We start from the raw sequence: 19,629 nt of genomic DNA, 5'->3' as shown, positions 1-19,629 counted from the left end.
CGGCTTCGGACTTCTTGGTTTTTTTCTCGGCGCGTTTTTCATCGGCGGTCTTTGCCGGTTTTTTCTTCGCGGCTTTCTTTGAATCCATACCTTTGGCCATGATGCATGCTCCACGTGAAGGGGATGTAACACTGGGTATACCACCTATTGCCCGGCAGAAGGCGCTTATAATCGGCGGCCCTTGATTACGTTGCCCACATACCATGCCCGAACTGCATCTCCAATTGCTGGCAGAGCCATTGTGGCCGCTGCTGAACAAGTTTTACCGCAGCCATAATTCGTCGATGAAGGCCCTCAAGGGCGGGCGCTTATGGGTGGCGCGCGACAGCGAGATTGTCGCCGGGCTGTGCCTGACGCCAGTGGTGGGCGGGCAATGGTTGACCGGCGTGTTTGTCGACCCGGCGTATCGCGGCCAGGGGCTGGCGACGCGGTTGATTGCTGCGGCAGTGGCCGATGTGGAAGGTACGGTGTGGTTGCTGTGCCATCCAGACCTGGAAGGGTTGTATCAGCGCATGGGTTTTACCCAGGAAACCACACTGCCTCAATCTTTAAGCGAGCGCCTGGTGCGCTACAAACGCAACAAGCCAATGATCGCCATGGGCTTAGAACCTTTAGGAAGGACCACTGCGGATAATGTGTGATCGACCCGTGCAAGGCCCGTGCTAGCCTCGACAGCACAGTGGCCCCTTACAGGATGATCATGAAAAACACGCTTGCAGCTCTGTCCCTCACCGCCCTGCTCTGTCCGGCTTTAAGCCAGGCAGCGGATGCGCCGATTACCGCCGAGCAATACGCCAGCGTGTTGGCCGGCAGTTGGCGCGACCCGGCCAATAGCGCGCGTGACGGTTACCGCCACCCGCAGCAAACCCTGGAGTTCTTTGGCCTGAGCGCCAAACAGAGCGTGATCGAGATCACCCCGGGCGGCGGTTGGTTCAGCGAAATTCTCGCGCCGCTGCTCAAGGACCACGGGCATTACATCGCCGCCGTGCAAGCAGCCAGCAGCAGCGCTTACGCCGCGACGTCCGAACAGAACCTGAAAAACAAATTCGCCGCCGACCCGGCGCGCTATGCCAAGGCCGAAGTCGTCGAGTTCAACCCTAAAGCCCCGGTGTTCGGCAAACCGGCTTCAGTGGACGCGGTGCTGACCTTTCGCAATGTGCATAACTGGGTCGACGCAGGCACCGCACCAGCGACCTTCAGCGCGTTCTACACCGTGCTCAAACCCGGCGGTGTGCTGGGCGTGGAAGATCACCGTGCCAAAAACGGCGCGGACCTGGAAGCGATCAAGGACAGTGGCTACCTGACCACGGCGCAAGTGGTGAAACTGGCGACGGATGCCGGGTTCAAGCTGGCTGGGCAGAGCGAGGTGAATGCCAACCCCAAGGACACCAAGGATTACCCGGGCGGCGTGTGGACGTTGCCGCCGTCGTTGCGGTATGGGGAGCAGGATAAGGCCAGGTATCTGGCGATTGGGGAGTCGGATCGGATGACGTTGCGGTTCATAAAACCCGCCCGATAACTCTGTTTGGAATGCATTCCAAATGTGGGAGCGGGCTTGCCCGCTCCCACATTTTTTGATCGCATCCCGTCAGTGACTCACTCGTCAGCGTTTGGATCCATATCCGGGAACATCACTTCGATAAACCCGAACTTGCTGAAGTCGGTAATCCGCGAGGGGTACAGCCGGCCGATCAGGTGATCGCACTCATGCTGCACCACCCGCGCATGGAAGCCGTCGGCAACGCGCACAATCGGCTCGCCCTTGGGATCAAACCCCTCGTAGCGAATCTGCTGGTAACGGTCCACCGCGCCGCGCAGGCCGGGCACCGACAGGCAACCTTCGTAACCTTCTTCCAGCACCGGGCTGAGTGGCGTGATCAGCGGGTTGATCAGGATGGTCTGCGGCACCGGCGGTGCGTCCGGGTAGCGTTCGCTGGCCTCGAAACCGAAGATCACCAGTTGCAGGTCCACACCAATCTGCGGGGCGGCCAGGCCGACACCGCCGACGTGTTCCATGGTCTGGAACATGTCATCAATCAATTGCCACAGCTCAGGGCTGTCGAACATTTCCGGCGGAACCGGTGGCGCGATACGCAGCAGGCGCTCGTCGCCCATTTTCAGGATTTCACGGATCATCGATCAGACTTCATCGGTAGTGGGCTTGGAGTGGTCACGGCCGAGGCCTGAGACGTGCTGTTTTTCATCCGTGTGGCTGTCTTCATCGAATTCCTTTTCCCCTGGGTCTTTGCCTTCAGCCGACATGTGTTCAATCACGGCATTCATCTCCGCGCCGAGCAACAACACGGCGGCGGAAATATAGAAGTACAGGAGCAGGACGATGATCGCACCGATACTGCCATACATGGCGTTGTAGTCAGCAAAGGTTTTGACGTAATAACCAAAGCCCAGCGAGGCGATGATCCACACCACCACGGCCAACACTGAGCCTGGGGTGATAAAGCGGAATTTCTGCTCAACATCGGGCATCACGTAGTACATGAGGGCCACGGCGAACATCAGCAGAATCACGATCAAGGGCCAGCGCAGGATGGTCCATAAGGTGACCACGAATTCCTGCATGCCGATCTGCCCGGCGAGCCATTCCATCACCTGCGGCCCGAGCACCATCAGTGCGGCCGCAGCGAGCAACATGCCAGCGATACCGACGGTGTAAAAAATCGACAGCGGGAAGCGCTTCCAGATCGGCCGGCCTTCGACCACGTCGTAGGCGGCGTTCATTGCGCTCATCATCAGGCGCACGCCGGCCGAGGCAGTCCACAGCGCGATGACGATACCCACCGAGAGCAAACCGCCCTTGGACTGCTGCAACTGGTCGATCACCGGGTTGACCTGCTCCAGCGCCTGGGGCGGCAACACCAGTTCCGACTGCATGCGCAGCCAGGTGAAAAAGTCCGGCAGGTGCAGGAAACCGATCAGGGCAATCAGGAACAGCAGGAAGGGAAACAGCGAGAACAGCATCTGGTAGGCCAGTGCCGAGGCGTAGGTGGGCATTTCGTCATCGACGAATTCCTTGACGGTGCGCACCAGCACTTTGTGGAGCTTGAGGCCGTCTAGTACCGGAAAAATCATAGCGTCTCCTTTCGCCGCAAAAGGGTGAGGTCGTGGGCGACTCAGGGGCCGTTTTCTACATCAAAGTAGCCCATTTGGCGACTTTGAAACAATTTCCAAACTTTAGTTGCACGTTTGACACAAAAACGGCCATCCGTAGATGGCCGTCGGGCTGCATGAATCCAGCCGGCGATTCAGTCTTACTTGACGGCTTTTTTTACCGCATCTTTGGTGTCGCCGACGGCTTTCTGCACTTCGCCTTTCTTTTCCTGAACCACGCCTTCAGCGCGCAGTTTATCGTTGCCAGTCACTTTGCCAACGCCTTGCTTGATGTTACCAACGGCTTCGTTGGCCAAACCTTTTGCCTTATCCGATGTGCTGCTCATGGTATTTCTCCGAAAGAACAATCAAGGGTTTTGGTCATTACCTAAAGATTGACCGGCGGCCGTTCGGCAGAGTTTCAATTATTTTCGTCACGCATTTCATCGCCGGCGACAGGTTTGGCTTTATGTTTTGCCGCCAACCCACGAGAATGCCCGGCACATTCAGGCTATAACGCTGAATAACAGATCCCGTAGGAAGGTTATGAAACTCAATAAAGCACAGGCCATCGCCCGCAGAAACCAGGAACTGGGCGGTGCCGTACTCGGCGTCAACAACTGCCACTTCACCGACCTGGACAGCAAACGCAACATCTGGTGGTTCGACCTGCCGCTGGTGCGCATTGGTGTGGGCCAGTACGAGTGGGTTCACTTGTTGATGCACAACGCCGAGACGGACCAGTTGCTGCACTTGAAGGTGCCGACGGCGTTCCTGCGCGAACACATCGAAGGGCTGGTGGTGCGCAATGCGGGCAAGCGCAAGCCGGAGATTACCCTGGAGCTGAGCGCGGATAAGGATTCGTTCTTGAAGGATGTGCGCCCGGCGGGTGCTGGCGTGGGCTTCGCGCAGTTCGCCCTGTAACAACTCGATTAACACATGTGGGAGCTGGCTTGCCTGCGATGGCGGTATACCAGTCACAGTTGGGCTAGCTGATCCACTGCTATCGCAGCGGTGCGACGATTCGACAAGCCCGCTCCCACCTTGGACTGCATTCCAGTTCATGCCAAAAAAAACCCCGCATCAGCGGGGTTTTTTATCGGTTACTTTTTAAGGCCGAGCTTCTTCAGTTCTTCATCCCGCAACTCACGGCGCAGAATCTTGCCCACGTTGGTGGTCGGCAATGCATCGCGGAATTCCACGGCCTTGGGCACTTTGTAGCCGGTGACATTGGCGCGCATGTGTTCCATCACCTGGTCCTTGGTCAGGGTCGCCCCTGGCTTGACCACGATAAAGATCTTGATGTGCTCACCGGATTTTTCATCCGGCACACCGATGGCTGCACATTGCAGCACGCCCGGCAGGCTTGTCAGCACGTCTTCCAGCTCGTTGGGGTAGACGTTGAAACCGGAGACCAGAATCATGTCTTTCTTGCGGTCGACAATGCGGATGTAGCCGTCTTGCTGGATGATCGCGATGTCACCGGTCTTCAACCAGCCGTCGCTGTCGAGCATTTCGGCAGTGGAGTCGTCGCGTAACCAATAGCCCTTCATCACCTGCGGGCCTTTCACACACAGCTCGCCGGTTTCGCCCAGCGGCAGTTCGGTGCCGTCGTCGGCGATGACTTTGCACACCGTGGATGGCACCGGAATGCCGATGGTGCCGATCTGGATATGCTGGATCGGGTTGACGGTGGCCACCGGGCTGGTTTCGGTCATGCCGTAACCTTCACAGATGCCACAGCCGGTCACGGCTTTCCAGCGCTCGGCAGCCGCCAGTTGCAGGGCCATGCCGCCCGACAAGGTGACTTTGAGCGCAGAGAAGTCCAGCTTGCGGAACGCCTCGTTATTGCACAGCGCCACGAACAGGGTGTTCAAGCCGACAAAGCCGCTGAACTTCCACTTCGACAGTTCCTTGACCATCGCCGGCAGGTCGCGCGGGTTGCTGATCAGGATGTTGTGGTTGCCGATCAGCATCATCGCCATGCAATGAAAGGTGAACGCATAGATGTGGTACAGCGGCAGCGGCGTGATCAGGATCTCGCAGCCTTCGTTGAGGTTGGAGCCCATCAGCGCCTTGCACTGCAGCATGTTGGCGACGAGGTTGCGGTGGGTCAGCATCGCGCCCTTGGCCACGCCGGTGGTGCCGCCGGTGTATTGCAGCACGGCCACATCGCCGCTGGCGGGGCTGGCGTCGTTGACCGGTTGACCGTTCCCCTTGGCCAGCACGTCGTTGAACTTGATCGCCTTGGGCAAGTGATAGGCCGGGACCATTTTCTTCACGTACTTGATGACGCTGTTGATCAGCAGGCGCTTGAACGGCGACAGCAAGTCAGCGACTTCGGTGACGATCACGTGTTTGACGGCGGTCTTGGGCACGACTTTTTCAGCCAGGTGCGCCATGTTCGCCAGGCAAACCAGGGCCTTGGCCCCGGAATCATTGAATTGGTGTTCCATTTCCCGCGCGGTGTACAGCGGGTTGGTGTTGACCACGATCAGGCCAGCACGGATGGCGCCAAACACGGCCACCGGGTATTGCAGGACGTTGGGCAGTTGCACGGCGATTCGATCGCCCGGCTTCAAGTCGGTATGCTGTTGCAGGTAGGCGGCAAAGGCGCCGGACAATTCGTACAGTTCACCGTAGGTGATGGTCTTGCCCAGGTTGCTGAAAGCCGGTTTGTCGGCGAAGCGCTGGCAGGACTGTTTCAGTACCGCCTGAATATTCTGATACTCGTCTGGATTGATGTCTGCAGCAATCCCGGCGGGGTACTTATCCTTCCAAAAGTCTTCGTTCATGGAAGCCCACTCCTCAGCGACGCGAATTCATCATCGCATTTGATGCGATTATTATTGGTGTATGTTTTTTTAGGTGAGTCTGGCGCTTTCAAGCAGGCCGAGAAGTCACAAAGCGCGCCGAGAGTAGCAGCTTTGCCAAGGGCCGCCTAGAGCCAAAAGAAGGCCCTACAGTCATAAACATGACTCAAGAATATCTAATAGTCATTTTTAGAGCAAAGATTCTACAAGCCAGGAAATGGCTCTGGAATGGGCTTTACGGAGCGATAAATAGAAATGTGGGAGCTGGCTTGACTGCGATAGCGGTGAATCAGTCGATAAATCTGGTGACTGATACATAGCTATCGCAGGCAAGCCAGCTCCCACATATTTAATTGCATTTCAATTCAAGCTCAGGCGATGTCGCGCAGCTCCCTGCGCAGAATCTTGCCCACCGGCGTCATCGGCAGCGACTCACGCAACACAATGTGCTTGGGCACCTTGTAGCCGGTGAAGTTGGTCTTGCAGTACGCCTTCAACTCCTCAACGCTCACGCCCTGGGCGCGCGCCACCACAAACAGCTTCACCGCCTCGCCGGTGCGCTCGTCCGGTACGCCGATTACCGCGCAATTGGCCACGGCTGGATGGGCCATCACCACGTCTTCGATCTCGTTGGGGTACACATTGAAGCCCGAGACGATGATCAGGTCCTTCTTGCGATCCACAATGCTGACAAAACCATCGGTGTCGATCACCGCAATATCACCGGTTTTCAGCCAGCCTTCGGCGTCGAGTGTCTCGGCGGTGGCCACGGGTTGCTGCCAATAGCCCTTCATCACCTGCGGGCCTTTGATACACAGCTCGCCACGCTCGCCCAAGGGCAGCTCGCGGCCTTCATCATCAATCACCTTCATGGCCGTGCCCGGCACCGGAATGCCCACGGTGCCCAGCCGCGACTGGCTGCCGTACGGGTTGGTGCTGGCCACCGGCGAGGTTTCGGTGAGGCCGTAGCCTTCGCCGATGGAGCAACCGGTCAGTGCCTTCCAGCGCTCGGCAGTGGCCTTGACCAGCGCGGTGCCACCGGAGTTGGTGATCTTGAGATGGGAGAAATCCAGGGTCTTGAAGTCGGGGTGGTCCATGAGCGCCACGAACAGCGTGTTCAGCCCGAGCAGGCAGGAGAACCGCCACTTTTTCAGCTCCTTGATAAACCCGCCGATGTCGCGCGGGTTGGTGATCAGCACGTTGTGGTTACCGGTCACCATCATGCACATGCAGTTCGCTGTGAAAGCGTAGATGTGATACAGCGGCAGTGGCGCGATCATCACCTCCTGCCCTTCTTTCACCAGCGGCTGGCCATCGTCGGTGACCTGGGACATGCACGCCCGCGCCTGCTGCATATTCGCTACCAGGTTGCCGTGGGTGAGCATCGCGCCCTTGGCCAGGCCAGTGGTGCCGCCGGTGTATTGCAGCACGGCGATATCATCCAGAGTCACCGGATGGCGAACCACCGCCTGGCCCGCGCCCATGCGCAAGGCGCGCTTGAACGACACCGCACGTGGCAGGCTGTAGGCCGGGACCATTTTCTTGACCTTGTCGACCACGGTGTTGACCAGCCAGCCTTTGGCGGCGGGCATGAAGTCGCCCATTTTGGCTTCGATCAGGTAGTCGATCTCGGTATCGGTGCACACGTCCTGCACCCGCGAACCGAACAGGTTGAGGTAGACCAGCGCGCGCACGCCGGCGTCCTTGAATTGGTGGCGCATCTCACGCGGGGTGTACAGCGGGTTGGTGTTGACCACGATCAACCCGGCGCGCAGTGCGCCGAACACCGCAATCGGGTAATGCAACACGTTGGGCATCTGCACCGCGATGCGCTCGCCTGGCTTGAGGTCGGTGTGGTTTTGCAGGTAGCCGGCGAACGCGGCACTTTGGCGCTCAAGCTCGGCGTAGGTCAGGGTGATGCCCATGTTGCTGAATGCCGGACGGTCGGCAAAGGCCTTGCAGGAGCGTTCAAAGACCTCGATCACCGATTTGTAGGTAGTGAGGTCGATATCATTGGGAACGCCCGCCGCGCGTTTGTCATTCCAGAAATCAGGTTGCATTATTCTTGTCCTCGTACCTGAGTGTGTCCGGCCGCTTTCTCATTGGTATAAAAAGCGGAGCTTTGGGGACGTTAGCAGCTATGGCCAAACAGGCAAATACGCGCAACTGTGTCATTTATTGTATGAATCTTGCCCCTAACGTGTAGGCAGATACACCAGCCCCGGCCAGATGAGCTATACACTGCAACGACCCTGAGCAAAGGAAGCGCTATGAACCACAGCACCTTCTGGCTGACCGCGAATGACCGCAGCCGCCTGTACGTCAATCAATGGCTGCCGGACGGGCCCGCCAAGGCCATGATCATGCTGTCCCACGGCATGGCCGAACACAGCGGGCGCTATGCACGCCTGGCCGAAGCGCTATGCGCAGCCGGCTACGGCCTGTACGCACTCGACCAGCGCGGCCATGGCCGCACCGCCGACGAAGGCACGCTGGGGCTGTACGCCGAAAAGGATGGCTGGAACAAAGTGGTGGGCGACCTGGCCAGCCTCAACCAGCACATCGGCCAGCAGCATTCGGGCCTGCCGATCATCTTGCTGGGCCACAGCATGGGCAGCTATATCGCCCAGGCGTACCTGCTGCACCATAGCGCGAGCCTGAATGGGGCGATTCTCAGCGGTTCGAATTTCCAGCCGGTGGCGCTGTACCGCGCCGCCGGCGTCATTGCCCGCCTGGAGCGCGCGCGCCAAGGCCTGCGCGGGCGCAGTGCATTGATCGACTTTCTGTCGTTCGGCTCATTCAACAAGGCGTTCAAGCCCAACCGCACCGCGTTTGATTGGCTCAGCCGCGACCCGCTGGAGGTGGACAAGTACATCAATGACCCGCTGTGCGGCTTTCGCTGCACCAACCAGTTGTGGATCGACTTACTGGGTGGCTTGCAGCAGATCAGCAAAGCGTCCAACCTCGCACAGATCGATCCGGGCCTGCCGATCATGGTAATGGGCGGCGAATGTGATCCGGTGAGTGAAGGCAAACGTCTCAAAAGCCTGGCCCATGCCCTGCGTGAGGCCGGCTGCCAGAACCTGCAATTGACTCTCTACCCGCAGGCGCGCCATGAAGTGTTCAACGAAACCAACCGCGATGAAGTGACAGCGGATGTGCTGAAGTGGCTCGACCACGCCCTGACGTTACGCAGGCCAGCGCGCTGCGAATAGTTTTTTCCTTTAAAATCAGCCTATTAAATTACCGATTAGCCACAGGATGCACCTTTAGATGACCCAGGTTACCAACACCCCATACGAAGCCCTCGAAGTCGGCCAGACCGCCAGCTACAGCAAGACCGTCGAAGAGCGCGATATCCAGTTGTTCGCGGCGATGTCCGGCGACCACAACCCGGTGCACCTGGATGCCGAGTACGCCAAGGCGACCATGTTCAAGGAGCGTATCGCCCACGGCATGTTCAGCGGCGCACTGATCAGTGCGGCGGTAGCCTGCGAGTTGCCTGGGCCGGGCACTATCTACATTGGCCAGCAGATGAGCTTCCAGAAGCCGGTTAAAATCGGCGACACCTTGACCGTGCGCCTGGAAATTCTAGAGAAGTTGCCCAAGTTTCGTGTGCGCATCGCCACCCGTGTATTCAACCAGCGCGATGAGCTGGTGGTGGACGGTGAGGCGGAAATTCTCGCGCCGCGTAAGCAGCAGGTTGTGACGTTGACTGAGCTGCCGCCGATCAGCATTGGCTGATAGAAATCTCAAAATCAATACACAGCAAATGTGGGAGCTGGCTTGCCTGCGATACAGACACCTCGGTGTATCAGCTACACCGGGGTGATGCTATCGCAGGCAAGCCAGCTCCCACATTCAGTTACAGCTTAGGCAGTTACAGCACGGGGCTTACGAGTTAGCGCGAGCCTGGTTACGCAGGGCTTTCACCTGGTCGTGGTTGCGTTGTGCGCCGTGGTACTGACGCTCAACCAGGTCACGAATACCCAGCAGGTTGTGCTTGTTGATTTTCTCGATCGCTTCCTTGTAAGCCTTCAGGGCGTGGTCTTCACCGCGCTCGGCTTCGTTCAGCACCGCCTCTTCATCTTTACCGGTGACCAGCGACTTCACGTCAACCCAGCCACGATGCAGAGCGCCGGCAACCGAACCGGATTCTTCCGGATCGCCGCCCAGGGCACGCACGGCTGTTTGCAGCTCGGCTGCGGCAGTGGCGCAATCGGCGGAGCGTTTCTGGAACAACGCTTTCAGCTCCGGATGCTTGATGTCTTCAGCACAAGTCGCGAAGCCTTTCTGGCCGTCTTTGCTGGTCTCGATCAGGTCGTTGAGTACGGAGATCGATTCTTTATTGATGTCAGTCATTTTTCAATTCCTTGTGCGGGTTAGAGGGTTGTCTTAATGATTGCAGCGCCCGTGCCAGGTTTTTAAAAATTACTTTATTCATATATTTCAGATACTTGCGAAATATTGAACCATCTGTATGTACGTTATTTGCATGATCTGTCATTTGGCCTTCATGCAGAATGCCTGTATTTTCCAAGGTCTCGACTCCAGCCCCTGAAGACCATGAACCCCGAAAAACTCGAACTGCTGATCACCCGCGAAATGCCCTTCGGCAAGTACAAGGGACGGATCATCGCCGACCTGCCCGGCCCTTACCTGAACTGGTTTGCCCGTGAAGGTTTTCCTCACGGCGAGCTGGGCGGTTTGCTCGCCTTGATGCAGGAAATCGATCACAACGGCCTGTCCGAACTGCTGGAGCCGCTGCGCGTAAAACACGGCAAACCTGCCCCCCGTCATTAAAGAGCGCACGCTATGCCAAGGAATGCGGACAACGAACGTCACTGGCACGCCATCGCCCAGCGCTATGAGCTGGAGCCCGGCCCGATCAATCTGGAGAATGGCTACTTCGGGCGCATGAGCCGTGCTGTGCGGGCGCAGTATCTGGAGCATGTGGCCTTTATCAACCGCAGCAACTCGCTGTATGTCCGTCAGCGCTTCGAGCAGGGTGAAAACGTCGAGATCCGTCGGCAACTGGCCGGGTTGATCGATGCAGACCCGGAGGCAATCGCCTTCACCCGCAACGCCACCGAGGCTTTGCAGTCGTTGATCCGCAACTACAACGGCTTGCGGCCGGGCGATCAGGTGCTGATCAGTGATCTGGAGTACGACACGGTCAAAGGCGCCATGCGCTGGTTGGCCGGTGTTCGCGGCGTGGAGGTGGTCGAACTTGCCCACACTCACCCGGCCAGTTTCGACAGCCTGGTGCAGACCTATCGCGATGCATTCGCGCAGTACCCGCGCCTCAAGCTGATGGCGCTGACCCATGTCACCCACCGCACCGGCCTGGTGATGCCCGTGGCAGCCATCGCCAAGGCAGCCCGTGAGCATGGCGTGGACGTGATTCTGGATGGCGCCCATGCGCTGGGCCAGATCGAATTCAACCTGGCCGAGCTGGGCATTCAGTTCGCCGGGTTCAACCTGCATAAATGGATCGGTGCGCCGCTGACCCTGGGCTTTCTGTACATCGCCCCGGAGCGCCTGGCCGATATCGACCCGGACATGGGTGAGTTTCACTACCCGGTCAGCGACGTACGTGCGCGCACGTCCTACAGCACGCCGAACTTTCCGGCGTTGATGACCTTGCCGCTGGTGCTGGAGGAGCATCGCAACCTGGGTGGCTCGACGGCCAAGGGCGCGCGGGTCAATTACCTGCGTGATCGCTGGGTGAGCCAGGTGCGTGGGTTGCCGGGGATTGAGGTGCTGACGCCGGATGATCCGCGGCTGTATTGCGCGATTACGGCGTTCAAGTTTACTGGGCGGGATCAGCAGGAGATGGCGGATCGGTTGCTCAAGGAGTACGACCTGTTTACCACAACGCGAACGGGCGCGGCGTTTGGCAGCTGTATTCGGGTGACGCCGGGGCTAGTGACCTCGGTGGCGGACATCGATGTGCTGGTTAACGCAATAACTGAGTTAAGCACGGACTAAAACTGTGGGAGCTGTGTGAACCTCAAAGTTTTTTGCAGACAAAAAAAAGCGGTACACCGACCAAGTGCACCGCAAAAATGCCGTTAAGCACAGCAACAACGATTCGGTAAATCAGATCAGTCCAGCAGCGCCAACGCCTGTGCGGTGACTTCCTGGATACGGGCCCAGTCGCCGTTCTTGACCCATTCAGGGTCGAGCATCCAGCTACCGCCCACGCACATCACGTTTTTCAACGCCATGTAGTTTTTGATGTTGGCCGGGCCAACGCCGCCGGTTGGGCAGAATTTAACTTCGCCGAACGGGCCGCCCAGGGCCTTGATCGCCGCCACGCCGCCGCTGACTTCCGCCGGGAACAGCTTGAAGCGGCGATACCCCAGGCCATAGCCTTCCATGATGCCCGAGGCATTGCTGATGCCGGGCAGCAGCGGGATCGGGCTGTGCACCGAGGCTTCCAGCAGGTCGCGGGTGATACCGGGGGTGACGATAAATTGCGAGCCGGCCACTTCGGCTGCTTCGAGCATATGGCGGTCGAGCACGGTGCCGGCACCGGTGCACAGTTCAGGGCGTTGCTCGCGCAGCACCTGAATGGCCTTGAGGCCGAACTCGGAACGCAGGGTCACTTCCAATGCGGTCAAACCGCCGGCTGCCAGGGCATCGGCCAGCGGCAGGATGTCCTGTTCGCGGGCGATGGTGATCACCGGCAGGATCCGCGCCTTGGCGCAGAGGCTGTCGATCAGGGCAACTTTGTCCGCCATGGACACGGTCGGTTGAGGGCTTTTCATAGCGGCTGATCCTTGGCTCATGGGCACCAGTAAATCTCTAAAGTAGGTTGCAAAAACGCGCGAATCGGCATGGCAGCAACGTCATCACTGGCCAGCGCGGCGCTCAAGGTGGTCAATTTCGAACTGCCGGAAATCGACAGCACGGTGTAATGGGCCGCGGCCAGCAGCGCGCGACTCATGGTCAGGCGCTGGTGCGGCACGGTCGGCGCCAGCATCGGCCAGCAACGGCGCGTGCCGTCGGGCTTGAGCGCCTCGCCCAGGTTGGGGCTGTTGGGGAACAGCGACGCGGTGTGGCCGTCATCGCCCATGCCGAGTACCAGCACATCGATAGCGGGCAGCTCTGCCAACTGGCGATCGGCCAGTTCGGCGGCGTCTTCAAGGTTCGCGGCAACGTTGTACAGGCTGAGGAACCTGGCCTTGGCCGCCGGGCCCTGGAGCAAATATTTCTTCAACAGGCCGGCATTGCTGTCGGCGTGTTCCACCGGCACCCAGCGCTCGTCGGCCAGGGTGATAGTCACCTTGGACCAGTCCAGGCCTTGCTTGGCCAGGTTCTGGAAAAACGCCACGGGGCTGCGGCCGCCGGACACTACCAATATCGCTTCGCCACGGGCACTGATGGCCGCGCGCAGTTGCTCGGCCACGTCATTGGCCAGGCCATCAGCCAGCAACACCGGCGTGCGGTACTCATGGGCTGTGACGCCCTGAGGCAGTTTCAATTCAGATATCGCCATACCACGACCTCCCATCCCGCGTGATCAGTGCAATCGAGCTCATCGGCCCCCAGGACCCCGCCGCATACGGCTTGGGCGCATCACCGGATTTTTTCCACCCGGCGATCAACTGGTCACACCACTTCCACGCGGCTTCGATTTCATCTTTGCGAACAAACAGGTTCTGATTGCCGCGCATTACTTCCAGCAACAACCGCTCGTAGGCATCGGGAATCCGCGCGCTGCGATAGGTGTCGGAAAAATTCAGTTGCAGCGGGCCGCTGCGCAGTTGCATGCCCTTGTCCAGGCCTTGCTCTTTGGTCATTACGCGCAAGGAAATACCTTCGTCCGGCTGCAGGCGGATGATCAGTTTGTTGCTGATCTGCAGGCGCTGCTCGGGGGCGAAGATGTAGTGGGACGGTTCCTTGAAGTGGATGACGATCTGCGACAGTTTTTGCGGCATGCGCTTGCCGGTACGCAGGTAGAATGGCACGCCGGCCCAACGCCAGTTGCGGATATCGGCACGCAGGGCGACAAACGTCTCGGTGTCGCTCTGGGTGTTGGAATTCTCTTCTTCGAGGTAACCCGGCACCGGCTTGCCGGCGCTGTAGCCGGCGATGTACTGGCCGCGCACCACCTGGGTGGTCAGGCCTTCCGGACTGATCGGCGCCAGCGCCTTGAGCACCTTGACCTTCTCGTCACGGATGCTGTCGGCGGACAAGTCGGCCGGTGGGTCCATGGCGATCAGGCACAGCAGCTGCAGCAGGTGGTTCTGGATCATGTCGCGCAGCTGGCCGGCCTTGTCGAAGTAACCCCAACGGCCTTCGATACCGACCTGCTCGGCCACGGTGATTTCCACGTGGGAAATGTAGTGCTGGTTCCACTGGGTTTCGAACAGGCTGTTGGCGAAACGCAGCGCAATCAGGTTCTGTACGGTTTCTTTGCCCAGGTAGTGGTCGATGCGGTAGGTGCGGTTCTCCGGGAAAAACTGCGCCACAGCGTCGTTGACCTTGCGCGAAGATTCCAGGTCCGAACCGATGGGTTTTTCCAGCACCACCCGGGTGTTGTCCGCCAGGCCAACCTTGGCGAGGTTCTCGCAGATCGCGCCATACACCGCCGCCGGGGTGGCGAAGTAGGCGATCAGGCGTTGTTCGGCACCGACCTTTTCGGCCAGGGCGACATAATCGGCGGCGTTCATGAAGTCGACGTGCACATAGGCCAGACGCGCCAGGAAGCGCGCGGCCACGGCCTCATCGAGTTCCTTGCCGACGTATTTACGCAGTTCTTTTTCGATATGGGCCAGGTGCTCCTGCTCGGAGCCGGCTTCACGGGCCAGGCCCAGAATACGCGTGTCCTCGTGCAGCAGCCCGGCGCCATCGAGTTGATAGAGGGCAGGAAATAACTTGCGCAGCGCCAGATCACCCAAGGCGCCAAACAGGGCAAAGGTGCAGGGTTCTACGGTTATCGAAGGCATGATGTTTGTTCTTTTATCAAGTTAAGCTACAAATACCTTTTTTCAAGGCATCACTCAAGGAAAAATGTAGTAATAACCACAACATTTTCCCGAAATACGCATTCCGAGTGGTGGTGTTCAGCTACCCTCAGTAGGATAGGCCACCGCAAAGGGCCACTCGTCGATTGGTTGCCGCCCTTTATTTGCATCGTCGCCCGAAGGAAAGACTGAATGGACCGCGTGCGAAATCTTCTGGAACAGATCCGGAACCGCCTCGAAGAATTGAACAAGGCCGAGAAAAAAGTCGCCGAGGTCATCCTGCAAAACCCTCAGCAGGCGACCCGCTTCTCTATCGCTGCCCTCGCCCAAGCCGCTTCGGTCAGTGAACCGACGGTCAACCGTTTCTGCCGTTCGTTCGGCGTCAGCGGTTACCCTGAACTTAAATTGCAGCTGGCGCAAAGTTTGGCCAGTGGTGCGGCGTATGTCAGCCGCGCCGTGGAGGCTGATGATAACCCTGAGGCCTACACCCAGAAGATCTTTGGCAGCGCCATTGCCTCGCTGGACAGTGCCTGCCAGGCCCTGGACCCGGCGCTGATCAGCAAGGCCGTGGATTTGTTGATCCAGGCGCGGCAGATCCACTTCTTCGGCCTCGGCGCTTCGGCACCGGTGGCCATGGATGCGCTGCACAAGTTCTTCCGCTTCAACCTGGCCGTGACCGCCCATGCCGACGTGCTGATGCAGCGCATGATCGCGTCTGTGGCGCACACGGGCGAGCTGTTTGTGATCATTTCCTACACCGGGCGTACCCGCGAGCTGGTGGAAGTGGCGCGTATCGCCCGGGAAAACGGTGCGTCGGTGCTGGGCGTCACCGCCGAGAACTCGCCGTTGGCCAAGGCCAGTACGGTGAGCCTGAACATCCCGCTGCCGGAAGACACCGACATCTACATGCCAATGACCTCGCGGATCATTCAGCTGACGGTGCTGGACGTGCTGGCCACCGGCATGACCCTGCGCCGTGGGGTGGATTTCCAGCCGCATCTGCGCAAGATCAAAGAGAGCTTGAATGACAGCCGGTATCCGGTGGGGGATGAGTTTAACTAGCAGCAATCTCCACCAGCAGTACCGACCCTATCGCAGGCAAGCCAGCTCCCACAGTGGACCGAGTTCCACATTTGGAATGCATTCCCCTGTGGGAGCTGGCTTGCCTGCGATGGCAGCATAAGCACCACCGCTAAACCCCAGCCCGCGCTTGCAAACTCAAATGCGCCCGCTCCCCCGGCGCCAGACTGGCCCCGGCCATCGCCGACTCCACACACACAAACCCAGACGCCTCGTTAAAGCTCACGCCCAACAACGGCCGGCTGCCTGGATGCCACACCACGGTGTCGGCGCTGTCGCCGGTGTCGATGCACAGTTCACGCTGCCAGGCGTGGTCCTTGAGCTGCAATTCACCGTCGTGCTGGAACACTCGCTGGCAGCCGCCATCCACCCGCAGCTCACCTTCCTGCTGGCAGGCCTGGCGACTGAGCTGGTCATAACCTTGCGCACCGTCAAGCCCAGACAGCGCTATCTCGTCGACGTGACCAATACGCCAATAAGCGTGCAAAGCATGGCTCAACTGGCATGGCAACTCGTCCTGATGCTCGGTGCTCAGGCGTAACTCAAGGGTTTCACCCAGGTGCGCGTGCAGGTCTACCTGCCAGTCGCACAGCTGCAATTGCCAGTGCAGACGCACGCCGTCGTCGTCGGTGCTGCTGTCGAGCAGTTTCCAATCGATCAACCGCGCCCAACCATGGGATGGCCACGCGTTTTCACTTGGATGGCGCCCATACCACGGCCAGCACACTGGCACGCCGCCACGGATGGCGCCGACCTGCGGCCACTTGGCCGCGCACCACAGCCAGGGTTTCTGGCCCGTGGGCTGAAAGTGCAGCAATTGCGCACCCTGGCGACTGAACACCGCCTGACACAGCGGGTGGTCAATCACCAACACGTCACGCATCTGAAAGCGCTCCCAGGCGAACACTGGTTGTTCACGCAGGGATTTGAAAAAGCGTTGCAGCGGATGCTCATGCATGTGCCACGGTCCTGAATATCGTCACAGCGCGCCCCAAAAAAAGCGGGTAACCATGGCTACCCGCAAAATGCGCACAGAGAGAAGGAGCTTATCGCAACAGCGTTAGAACGTAGACTGAATTTTCAGGCCCGCTACCAGCGCGTTGTCGACTTCTTTCACACCGCCCGGGTTTTTGATGTATTGCAGGTTCGGGCGTACGGTCAGCCAGTTGGTGACGTGGAAGCCATAGTTGAGTTCGACGTTGTACTCGGTGTTACGCAGCGGGGAGAAACCCGCTTGGTCGTAATCGGTAAAACCGCCTGAAGCATTGAGCAGTTCAGCAGTTTTCTTCACGTCGCTGTTGGCATGGATACGCGAAACACCGATACCCACGTCGTCTTTGGTACGCGCGTCAAATGGCCCTTTATACACAAGCATCAGCGACTGGTAGTTGTCGACCAGGTTGGTGTCTTTGTCATGGAAGGTCACGTTGGCCGCGATGTTCAAGCCGCGCGAAGCGTCGCCGTTGTGGGTGGTGAGCTGCTGTTGCAGAACGCCCCAGTAACCGCTTTTGCTGTTACGAACGCGGAAGCCTGCGCCCGTGGTGCCGGCATCGTTACCGTTGACGTCTTCACGCACATCGGTAGCGTCGGCGGTGCTCTTGTAGTAACCCACACGGTATTCGCCCGGCAGGCCATTGACCTTCGGCGACCAGACCAATTCCACCGGCAATACGGTGCCCTTGGTGCCGCTGCCGCTGAGTTTGAAGCCGTTGCCGTGTTCCAGCTGCGACGGGTTCTGGTTGTACGCGCCGATTTGCGCATACAGCTCAGGCGTGATGTTGTACTTCACGCGGATCGCCGCCTGGCTGACTGGCCAGTTGTACCAGGTGTTTACGTAGTTACCGACTTGCGAGCCGCAGAACGACAGGTTCTGGAAGTCGCATGGGAAGGTGTTGAAGTCTTCGCCTTCACCGAAGTAACCGAGTTTCACGTCCAACTTGTTGTCGAACATCTGGTGCTGGATCCAGAACTGGGTCAGACGCACCATGTGGCCACGGCCATCGACTTCTTGAGACGAACTCAAGGTGCCGGCACGCGGGTCACCAATACGGTCATTGGAAATGTTCGCGCCATTACGGTTGGTCAGTTGGATCTTGGCCTGGGTGTTATCCCAGCCCCACAGCTTTTGCAGATCCAGTGCTACGCCCAGACCAAACTGGTCAGCGTAACGGGCAGTTTTGTCGTTGTTGTAGCCACCGTGCAGGTTGCCACCGACTTCCCCAACGTAGTCAGCCTTGATATCGATACCTTGCTCGATCAGCTTGGTACGCTCGCCGCCCCAATCGCCGGTCATCCACTTGGAATCGGAGCTGAATGCATCGGCCGCCATCGCATTGGCGGACAATACCAGGGCTGCTGCTGCTGACAGTTGGCAGATCAGCCGAGTGTTGTTGTGTTGCTTTTTCATCCCTACATCCTCGTCTTTATTGTTATTAAACTGTTTTTATCTAACGCGGGTTACATTTTTATCTAAAACAATAACTTATCTGCTTCAGCGGCCTTTGAATTGGGCCACATTGTCGGCATGCCCGTGTGCAGGCAATGAGGCAGCAGTGCCCAAGCGTTCGCCGGTTTTGGCGTCGAACAGCAAGACCTTGGCCGGGTCGAATTGCAGGGTCAGCGTCTCGCCCACCTGCGGTGCCACGTCCGGCGCCAGGCGGCAGCAGACTTTGGTGTCGTTGAGCTGCACGAACACCAGGGTATCCGGGCCGGTTGGCTCGGTGACCTGGACTTCGGCACGAATGCTCGAAGCGCTGTCGCCCTCACCGTTGGCCAACATGATCTGCTCCGGGCGCAGGCCCAGGATCACATCGCGGTCTTCCAGGCCGGCATCGCTGACGTTGAGTGCCAGTTCGCAACGCGCCTGGCCGCTGTCGAGCAGCGCCACCAGGCGGCCGTCCTTGCGTTGCAGGCGCAGCGGCACGAAGTTCATCGGCGGCGAACCGATAAAGCTCGCCACGAACTGGTTGGCCGGGTTGGTGTAGATGTCTTTGGGCGTGCCGAACTGTTGAATGATGCCGTCCTTCATCACCGCCACTTTATCGCCCAGGGTCATCGCTTCGATCTGGTCGTGGGTAACGTACACGGTGGTGGTTTTCAGGCGCTGGTGCATCAGCTTCATTTCGGTGCGCATCTCGACGCGCAGTTTGGCGTCGAGGTTGGACAGCGGTTCATCGAACAGGTAGATCTTCGGCCGACGTGCCAGGGCGCGGCCCATGGCCACACGCTGTTGCTGTCCACCGGAAAGCTGGCCCGGTTTGCGGTTAAGCAAGTGTTCGATTTGCAGCAGCTTGGCCACGCGCGCTACTTCAGCGTCGATATCGGCCTGGGGCATCTTGCGGATCTTGAGGCCGAACTCGATGTTCTCGCGCACGCTCATGGTCGGGTACAGCGCGTAGGACTGGAACACCATGGCGATGTCACGGTCCTTGGGGCTCATGCCGCTCACGTCCTGGTCGCCGATCATGATGGCGCCGCCTGTGATGGTCTCCAGGCCGGCGATGCAGTTCATCAAGGTCGATTTACCGCACCCCGAAGGGCCGACCAGAATCAGGAACTCACCCTCTTTGATCGACAGTTCGATGTTCTTCAAGGTGTCGGGCAGGCCGGCGCCATAGGTCTTGTTTACATTGCGAAGTTCAAGCGTAGCCATG

At 58.9% G+C, this 19,629-nt stretch carries 20 protein-coding genes; 8 read left to right on the top strand and 12 right to left on the bottom strand.

The window, feature by feature from the left end:
- Window positions 1-203 precede the first annotated feature (203 nt).
- On the top strand, window positions 204-641 hold the full coding sequence (locus FFI16_RS03240; RefSeq protein WP_138814115.1) for a GNAT family N-acetyltransferase: 438 nt from the start codon (window positions 204-206) through the stop codon (window positions 639-641).
- A gap of 59 nt (window positions 642-700) precedes the next feature.
- Window positions 701-1,519, top strand: a complete 819-nt coding sequence (locus FFI16_RS03235; protein ID WP_138814114.1) for a class I SAM-dependent methyltransferase — start codon at window positions 701-703, stop codon at window positions 1,517-1,519.
- Window positions 1,520-1,596: 77 nt separating this feature from the next.
- Here FFI16_RS03235 and def read toward each other — a convergent pair whose 3' ends face one another.
- The 3 genes from def to FFI16_RS03220 all read right to left on the bottom strand — a co-directional run bounded on the left by def (window position 1,597) and on the right by FFI16_RS03220 (window position 3,455).
- Window positions 1,597-2,136, bottom strand: coding sequence for a peptide deformylase (def, locus tag FFI16_RS03230; protein WP_017139199.1), 540 nt, complete (start codon window positions 2,134-2,136; stop codon window positions 1,597-1,599).
- A gap of 3 nt (window positions 2,137-2,139) precedes the next feature.
- A complete protein-coding gene (locus FFI16_RS03225; RefSeq protein WP_056858638.1) occupies window positions 2,140-3,090 on the bottom strand; it encodes a YihY/virulence factor BrkB family protein in 951 nt (316 codons plus the stop codon).
- A gap of 179 nt (window positions 3,091-3,269) precedes the next feature.
- The gene (locus tag FFI16_RS03220) at window positions 3,270-3,455 is read right to left on the bottom strand and encodes a CsbD family protein (RefSeq protein WP_003213044.1); all 186 of its coding nucleotides are present in this window, start codon (window positions 3,453-3,455) and stop codon (window positions 3,270-3,272) included.
- A 199-nt stretch (window positions 3,456-3,654) separates the two neighbouring features.
- On the opposite strand from FFI16_RS03220, the gene FFI16_RS03215 reads away from it, so the two are divergent.
- Entirely contained in the window at window positions 3,655-4,032 is a 378-nt protein-coding gene (locus FFI16_RS03215) for a hypothetical protein (RefSeq protein ID WP_017139196.1), read from the top strand.
- A 179-nt stretch (window positions 4,033-4,211) separates the two neighbouring features.
- Here FFI16_RS03215 and fadD1 read toward each other — a convergent pair whose 3' ends face one another.
- Window positions 4,212-5,903 (bottom strand): long-chain-fatty-acid--CoA ligase FadD1, encoded by a 1,692-nt coding sequence (fadD1, locus tag FFI16_RS03210; protein ID WP_138814113.1) that lies wholly within the window; start codon window positions 5,901-5,903, stop codon window positions 4,212-4,214.
- A gap of 389 nt (window positions 5,904-6,292) precedes the next feature.
- The gene (gene fadD2, locus FFI16_RS03205) at window positions 6,293-7,981 is read right to left on the bottom strand and encodes a long-chain-fatty-acid--CoA ligase FadD2 (RefSeq protein WP_138814112.1); all 1,689 of its coding nucleotides are present in this window, start codon (window positions 7,979-7,981) and stop codon (window positions 6,293-6,295) included.
- Between the two features lie 210 nt (window positions 7,982-8,191).
- Here fadD2 and FFI16_RS03200 point away from each other — a divergent pair, with 210 nt between their 5' ends.
- Window positions 8,192-9,136, top strand: coding sequence for an alpha/beta hydrolase (locus FFI16_RS03200; RefSeq protein WP_138814111.1), 945 nt, complete (start codon window positions 8,192-8,194; stop codon window positions 9,134-9,136).
- Window positions 9,137-9,194: 58 nt separating this feature from the next.
- Entirely contained in the window at window positions 9,195-9,665 is a 471-nt protein-coding gene (locus tag FFI16_RS03195; RefSeq protein ID WP_003175719.1) for a MaoC family dehydratase, read from the top strand.
- 150 nt (window positions 9,666-9,815) lie between these two features.
- Here FFI16_RS03195 and FFI16_RS03190 read toward each other — a convergent pair whose 3' ends face one another.
- Window positions 9,816-10,283, bottom strand: coding sequence for a PA2169 family four-helix-bundle protein (locus FFI16_RS03190; protein ID WP_138814110.1), 468 nt, complete (start codon window positions 10,281-10,283; stop codon window positions 9,816-9,818).
- Window positions 10,284-10,487: 204 nt separating this feature from the next.
- Here FFI16_RS03190 and FFI16_RS03185 point away from each other — a divergent pair, with 204 nt between their 5' ends.
- Both FFI16_RS03185 and FFI16_RS03180 read left to right on the top strand, forming a co-directional pair.
- Window positions 10,488-10,724, top strand: coding sequence for a DUF3820 family protein (locus FFI16_RS03185; protein WP_017139191.1), 237 nt, complete (start codon window positions 10,488-10,490; stop codon window positions 10,722-10,724).
- A 12-nt stretch (window positions 10,725-10,736) separates the two neighbouring features.
- Complete coding sequence (locus FFI16_RS03180) at window positions 10,737-11,912, top strand: aminotransferase class V-fold PLP-dependent enzyme (protein ID WP_138814109.1); 1,176 nt, start codon at window positions 10,737-10,739, stop codon at window positions 11,910-11,912.
- 116 nt (window positions 11,913-12,028) lie between these two features.
- Here FFI16_RS03180 and FFI16_RS03175 read toward each other — a convergent pair whose 3' ends face one another.
- Genes FFI16_RS03175 through zwf form a run of 3 tightly spaced genes read right to left on the bottom strand, consistent with a single transcriptional unit; the run spans window position 12,029 to window position 14,878 of the window.
- Complete coding sequence (locus FFI16_RS03175) at window positions 12,029-12,694, bottom strand: bifunctional 4-hydroxy-2-oxoglutarate aldolase/2-dehydro-3-deoxy-phosphogluconate aldolase (RefSeq protein ID WP_026013852.1); 666 nt, start codon at window positions 12,692-12,694, stop codon at window positions 12,029-12,031.
- Window positions 12,695-12,711: 17 nt separating this feature from the next.
- Window positions 12,712-13,425 (bottom strand): 6-phosphogluconolactonase, encoded by a 714-nt coding sequence (gene pgl, locus FFI16_RS03170; RefSeq protein WP_138814108.1) that lies wholly within the window; start codon window positions 13,423-13,425, stop codon window positions 12,712-12,714.
- A complete protein-coding gene (gene zwf / locus FFI16_RS03165; RefSeq protein WP_138814107.1) occupies window positions 13,412-14,878 on the bottom strand; it encodes a glucose-6-phosphate dehydrogenase in 1,467 nt (488 codons plus the stop codon). Before zwf ends, pgl begins: the two co-directional genes overlap by 14 nt.
- A gap of 219 nt (window positions 14,879-15,097) precedes the next feature.
- Here zwf and FFI16_RS03160 point away from each other — a divergent pair, with 219 nt between their 5' ends.
- Window positions 15,098-15,958, top strand: coding sequence for a MurR/RpiR family transcriptional regulator (locus FFI16_RS03160; RefSeq protein WP_169985276.1), 861 nt, complete (start codon window positions 15,098-15,100; stop codon window positions 15,956-15,958).
- 130 nt (window positions 15,959-16,088) lie between these two features.
- On the opposite strand, the gene FFI16_RS03155 is transcribed toward FFI16_RS03160, so the two are convergent.
- From FFI16_RS03155 to FFI16_RS03145, 3 genes are all read right to left on the bottom strand, one after another.
- Window positions 16,089-16,934, bottom strand: a complete 846-nt coding sequence (locus FFI16_RS03155; RefSeq protein ID WP_138814106.1) for a D-hexose-6-phosphate mutarotase — start codon at window positions 16,932-16,934, stop codon at window positions 16,089-16,091.
- A 102-nt stretch (window positions 16,935-17,036) separates the two neighbouring features.
- Complete coding sequence (locus FFI16_RS03150) at window positions 17,037-18,383, bottom strand: carbohydrate porin (RefSeq protein ID WP_138814105.1); 1,347 nt, start codon at window positions 18,381-18,383, stop codon at window positions 17,037-17,039.
- An 84-nt stretch (window positions 18,384-18,467) separates the two neighbouring features.
- Window positions 18,468-19,628 (bottom strand): ABC transporter ATP-binding protein, encoded by a 1,161-nt coding sequence (locus FFI16_RS03145; protein ID WP_138814104.1) that lies wholly within the window; start codon window positions 19,626-19,628, stop codon window positions 18,468-18,470.
- Between the last annotated feature and the right edge of the window lies 1 nt (window position 19,629).

Source organism: Pseudomonas sp. KBS0710 (genome assembly GCF_005938045.2).
In the GTDB taxonomy this organism is placed as follows: Bacteria; Pseudomonadota; Gammaproteobacteria; order Pseudomonadales; family Pseudomonadaceae; genus Aquipseudomonas.
The sequence above is the reverse complement of the archived record's forward strand: the minus strand, read 5'-3'. Positions and strand labels throughout refer to the sequence as shown.

Bases quoted from the DNA above. Each gene is read 5' to 3' on its own strand.
- FFI16_RS03240 (WP_138814115.1), top strand. From the start codon at position 204: ATGCCCGAACTGCATCTCCAATTGCTGGCAGAGCCATTGTGGCCGCTG.
- FFI16_RS03235 (WP_138814114.1), top strand. From the start codon at position 701: ATGAAAAACACGCTTGCAGCTCTGTCCCTCACCGCCCTGCTCTGTCCG.
- def (WP_017139199.1), bottom strand. From the start codon at position 2,136: ATGATCCGTGAAATCCTGAAAATGGGCGACGAGCGCCTGCTGCGTATC.
- FFI16_RS03225 (WP_056858638.1), bottom strand. From the start codon at position 3,090: ATGATTTTTCCGGTACTAGACGGCCTCAAGCTCCACAAAGTGCTGGTG.
- FFI16_RS03220 (WP_003213044.1), bottom strand. From the start codon at position 3,455: ATGAGCAGCACATCGGATAAGGCAAAAGGTTTGGCCAACGAAGCCGTT.
- FFI16_RS03215 (WP_017139196.1), top strand. From the start codon at position 3,655: ATGAAACTCAATAAAGCACAGGCCATCGCCCGCAGAAACCAGGAACTG.
- fadD1 (WP_138814113.1), bottom strand. From the start codon at position 5,903: ATGAACGAAGACTTTTGGAAGGATAAGTACCCCGCCGGGATTGCTGCA.
- fadD2 (WP_138814112.1), bottom strand. From the start codon at position 7,981: ATGCAACCTGATTTCTGGAATGACAAACGCGCGGCGGGCGTTCCCAAT.
- FFI16_RS03200 (WP_138814111.1), top strand. From the start codon at position 8,192: ATGAACCACAGCACCTTCTGGCTGACCGCGAATGACCGCAGCCGCCTG.
- FFI16_RS03195 (WP_003175719.1), top strand. From the start codon at position 9,195: ATGACCCAGGTTACCAACACCCCATACGAAGCCCTCGAAGTCGGCCAG.
- FFI16_RS03190 (WP_138814110.1), bottom strand. From the start codon at position 10,283: ATGACTGACATCAATAAAGAATCGATCTCCGTACTCAACGACCTGATC.
- FFI16_RS03185 (WP_017139191.1), top strand. From the start codon at position 10,488: ATGAACCCCGAAAAACTCGAACTGCTGATCACCCGCGAAATGCCCTTC.
- FFI16_RS03180 (WP_138814109.1), top strand. From the start codon at position 10,737: ATGCCAAGGAATGCGGACAACGAACGTCACTGGCACGCCATCGCCCAG.
- FFI16_RS03175 (WP_026013852.1), bottom strand. From the start codon at position 12,694: ATGAAAAGCCCTCAACCGACCGTGTCCATGGCGGACAAAGTTGCCCTG.
- pgl (WP_138814108.1), bottom strand. From the start codon at position 13,425: ATGGCGATATCTGAATTGAAACTGCCTCAGGGCGTCACAGCCCATGAG.
- zwf (WP_138814107.1), bottom strand. From the start codon at position 14,878: ATGCCTTCGATAACCGTAGAACCCTGCACCTTTGCCCTGTTTGGCGCC.
- FFI16_RS03155 (WP_138814106.1), bottom strand. From the start codon at position 16,934: ATGCATGAGCATCCGCTGCAACGCTTTTTCAAATCCCTGCGTGAACAA.
- FFI16_RS03150 (WP_138814105.1), bottom strand. From the start codon at position 18,383: ATGAAAAAGCAACACAACAACACTCGGCTGATCTGCCAACTGTCAGCA.
- FFI16_RS03145 (WP_138814104.1), bottom strand. From the start codon at position 19,628: ATGGCTACGCTTGAACTTCGCAATGTAAACAAGACCTATGGCGCCGGC.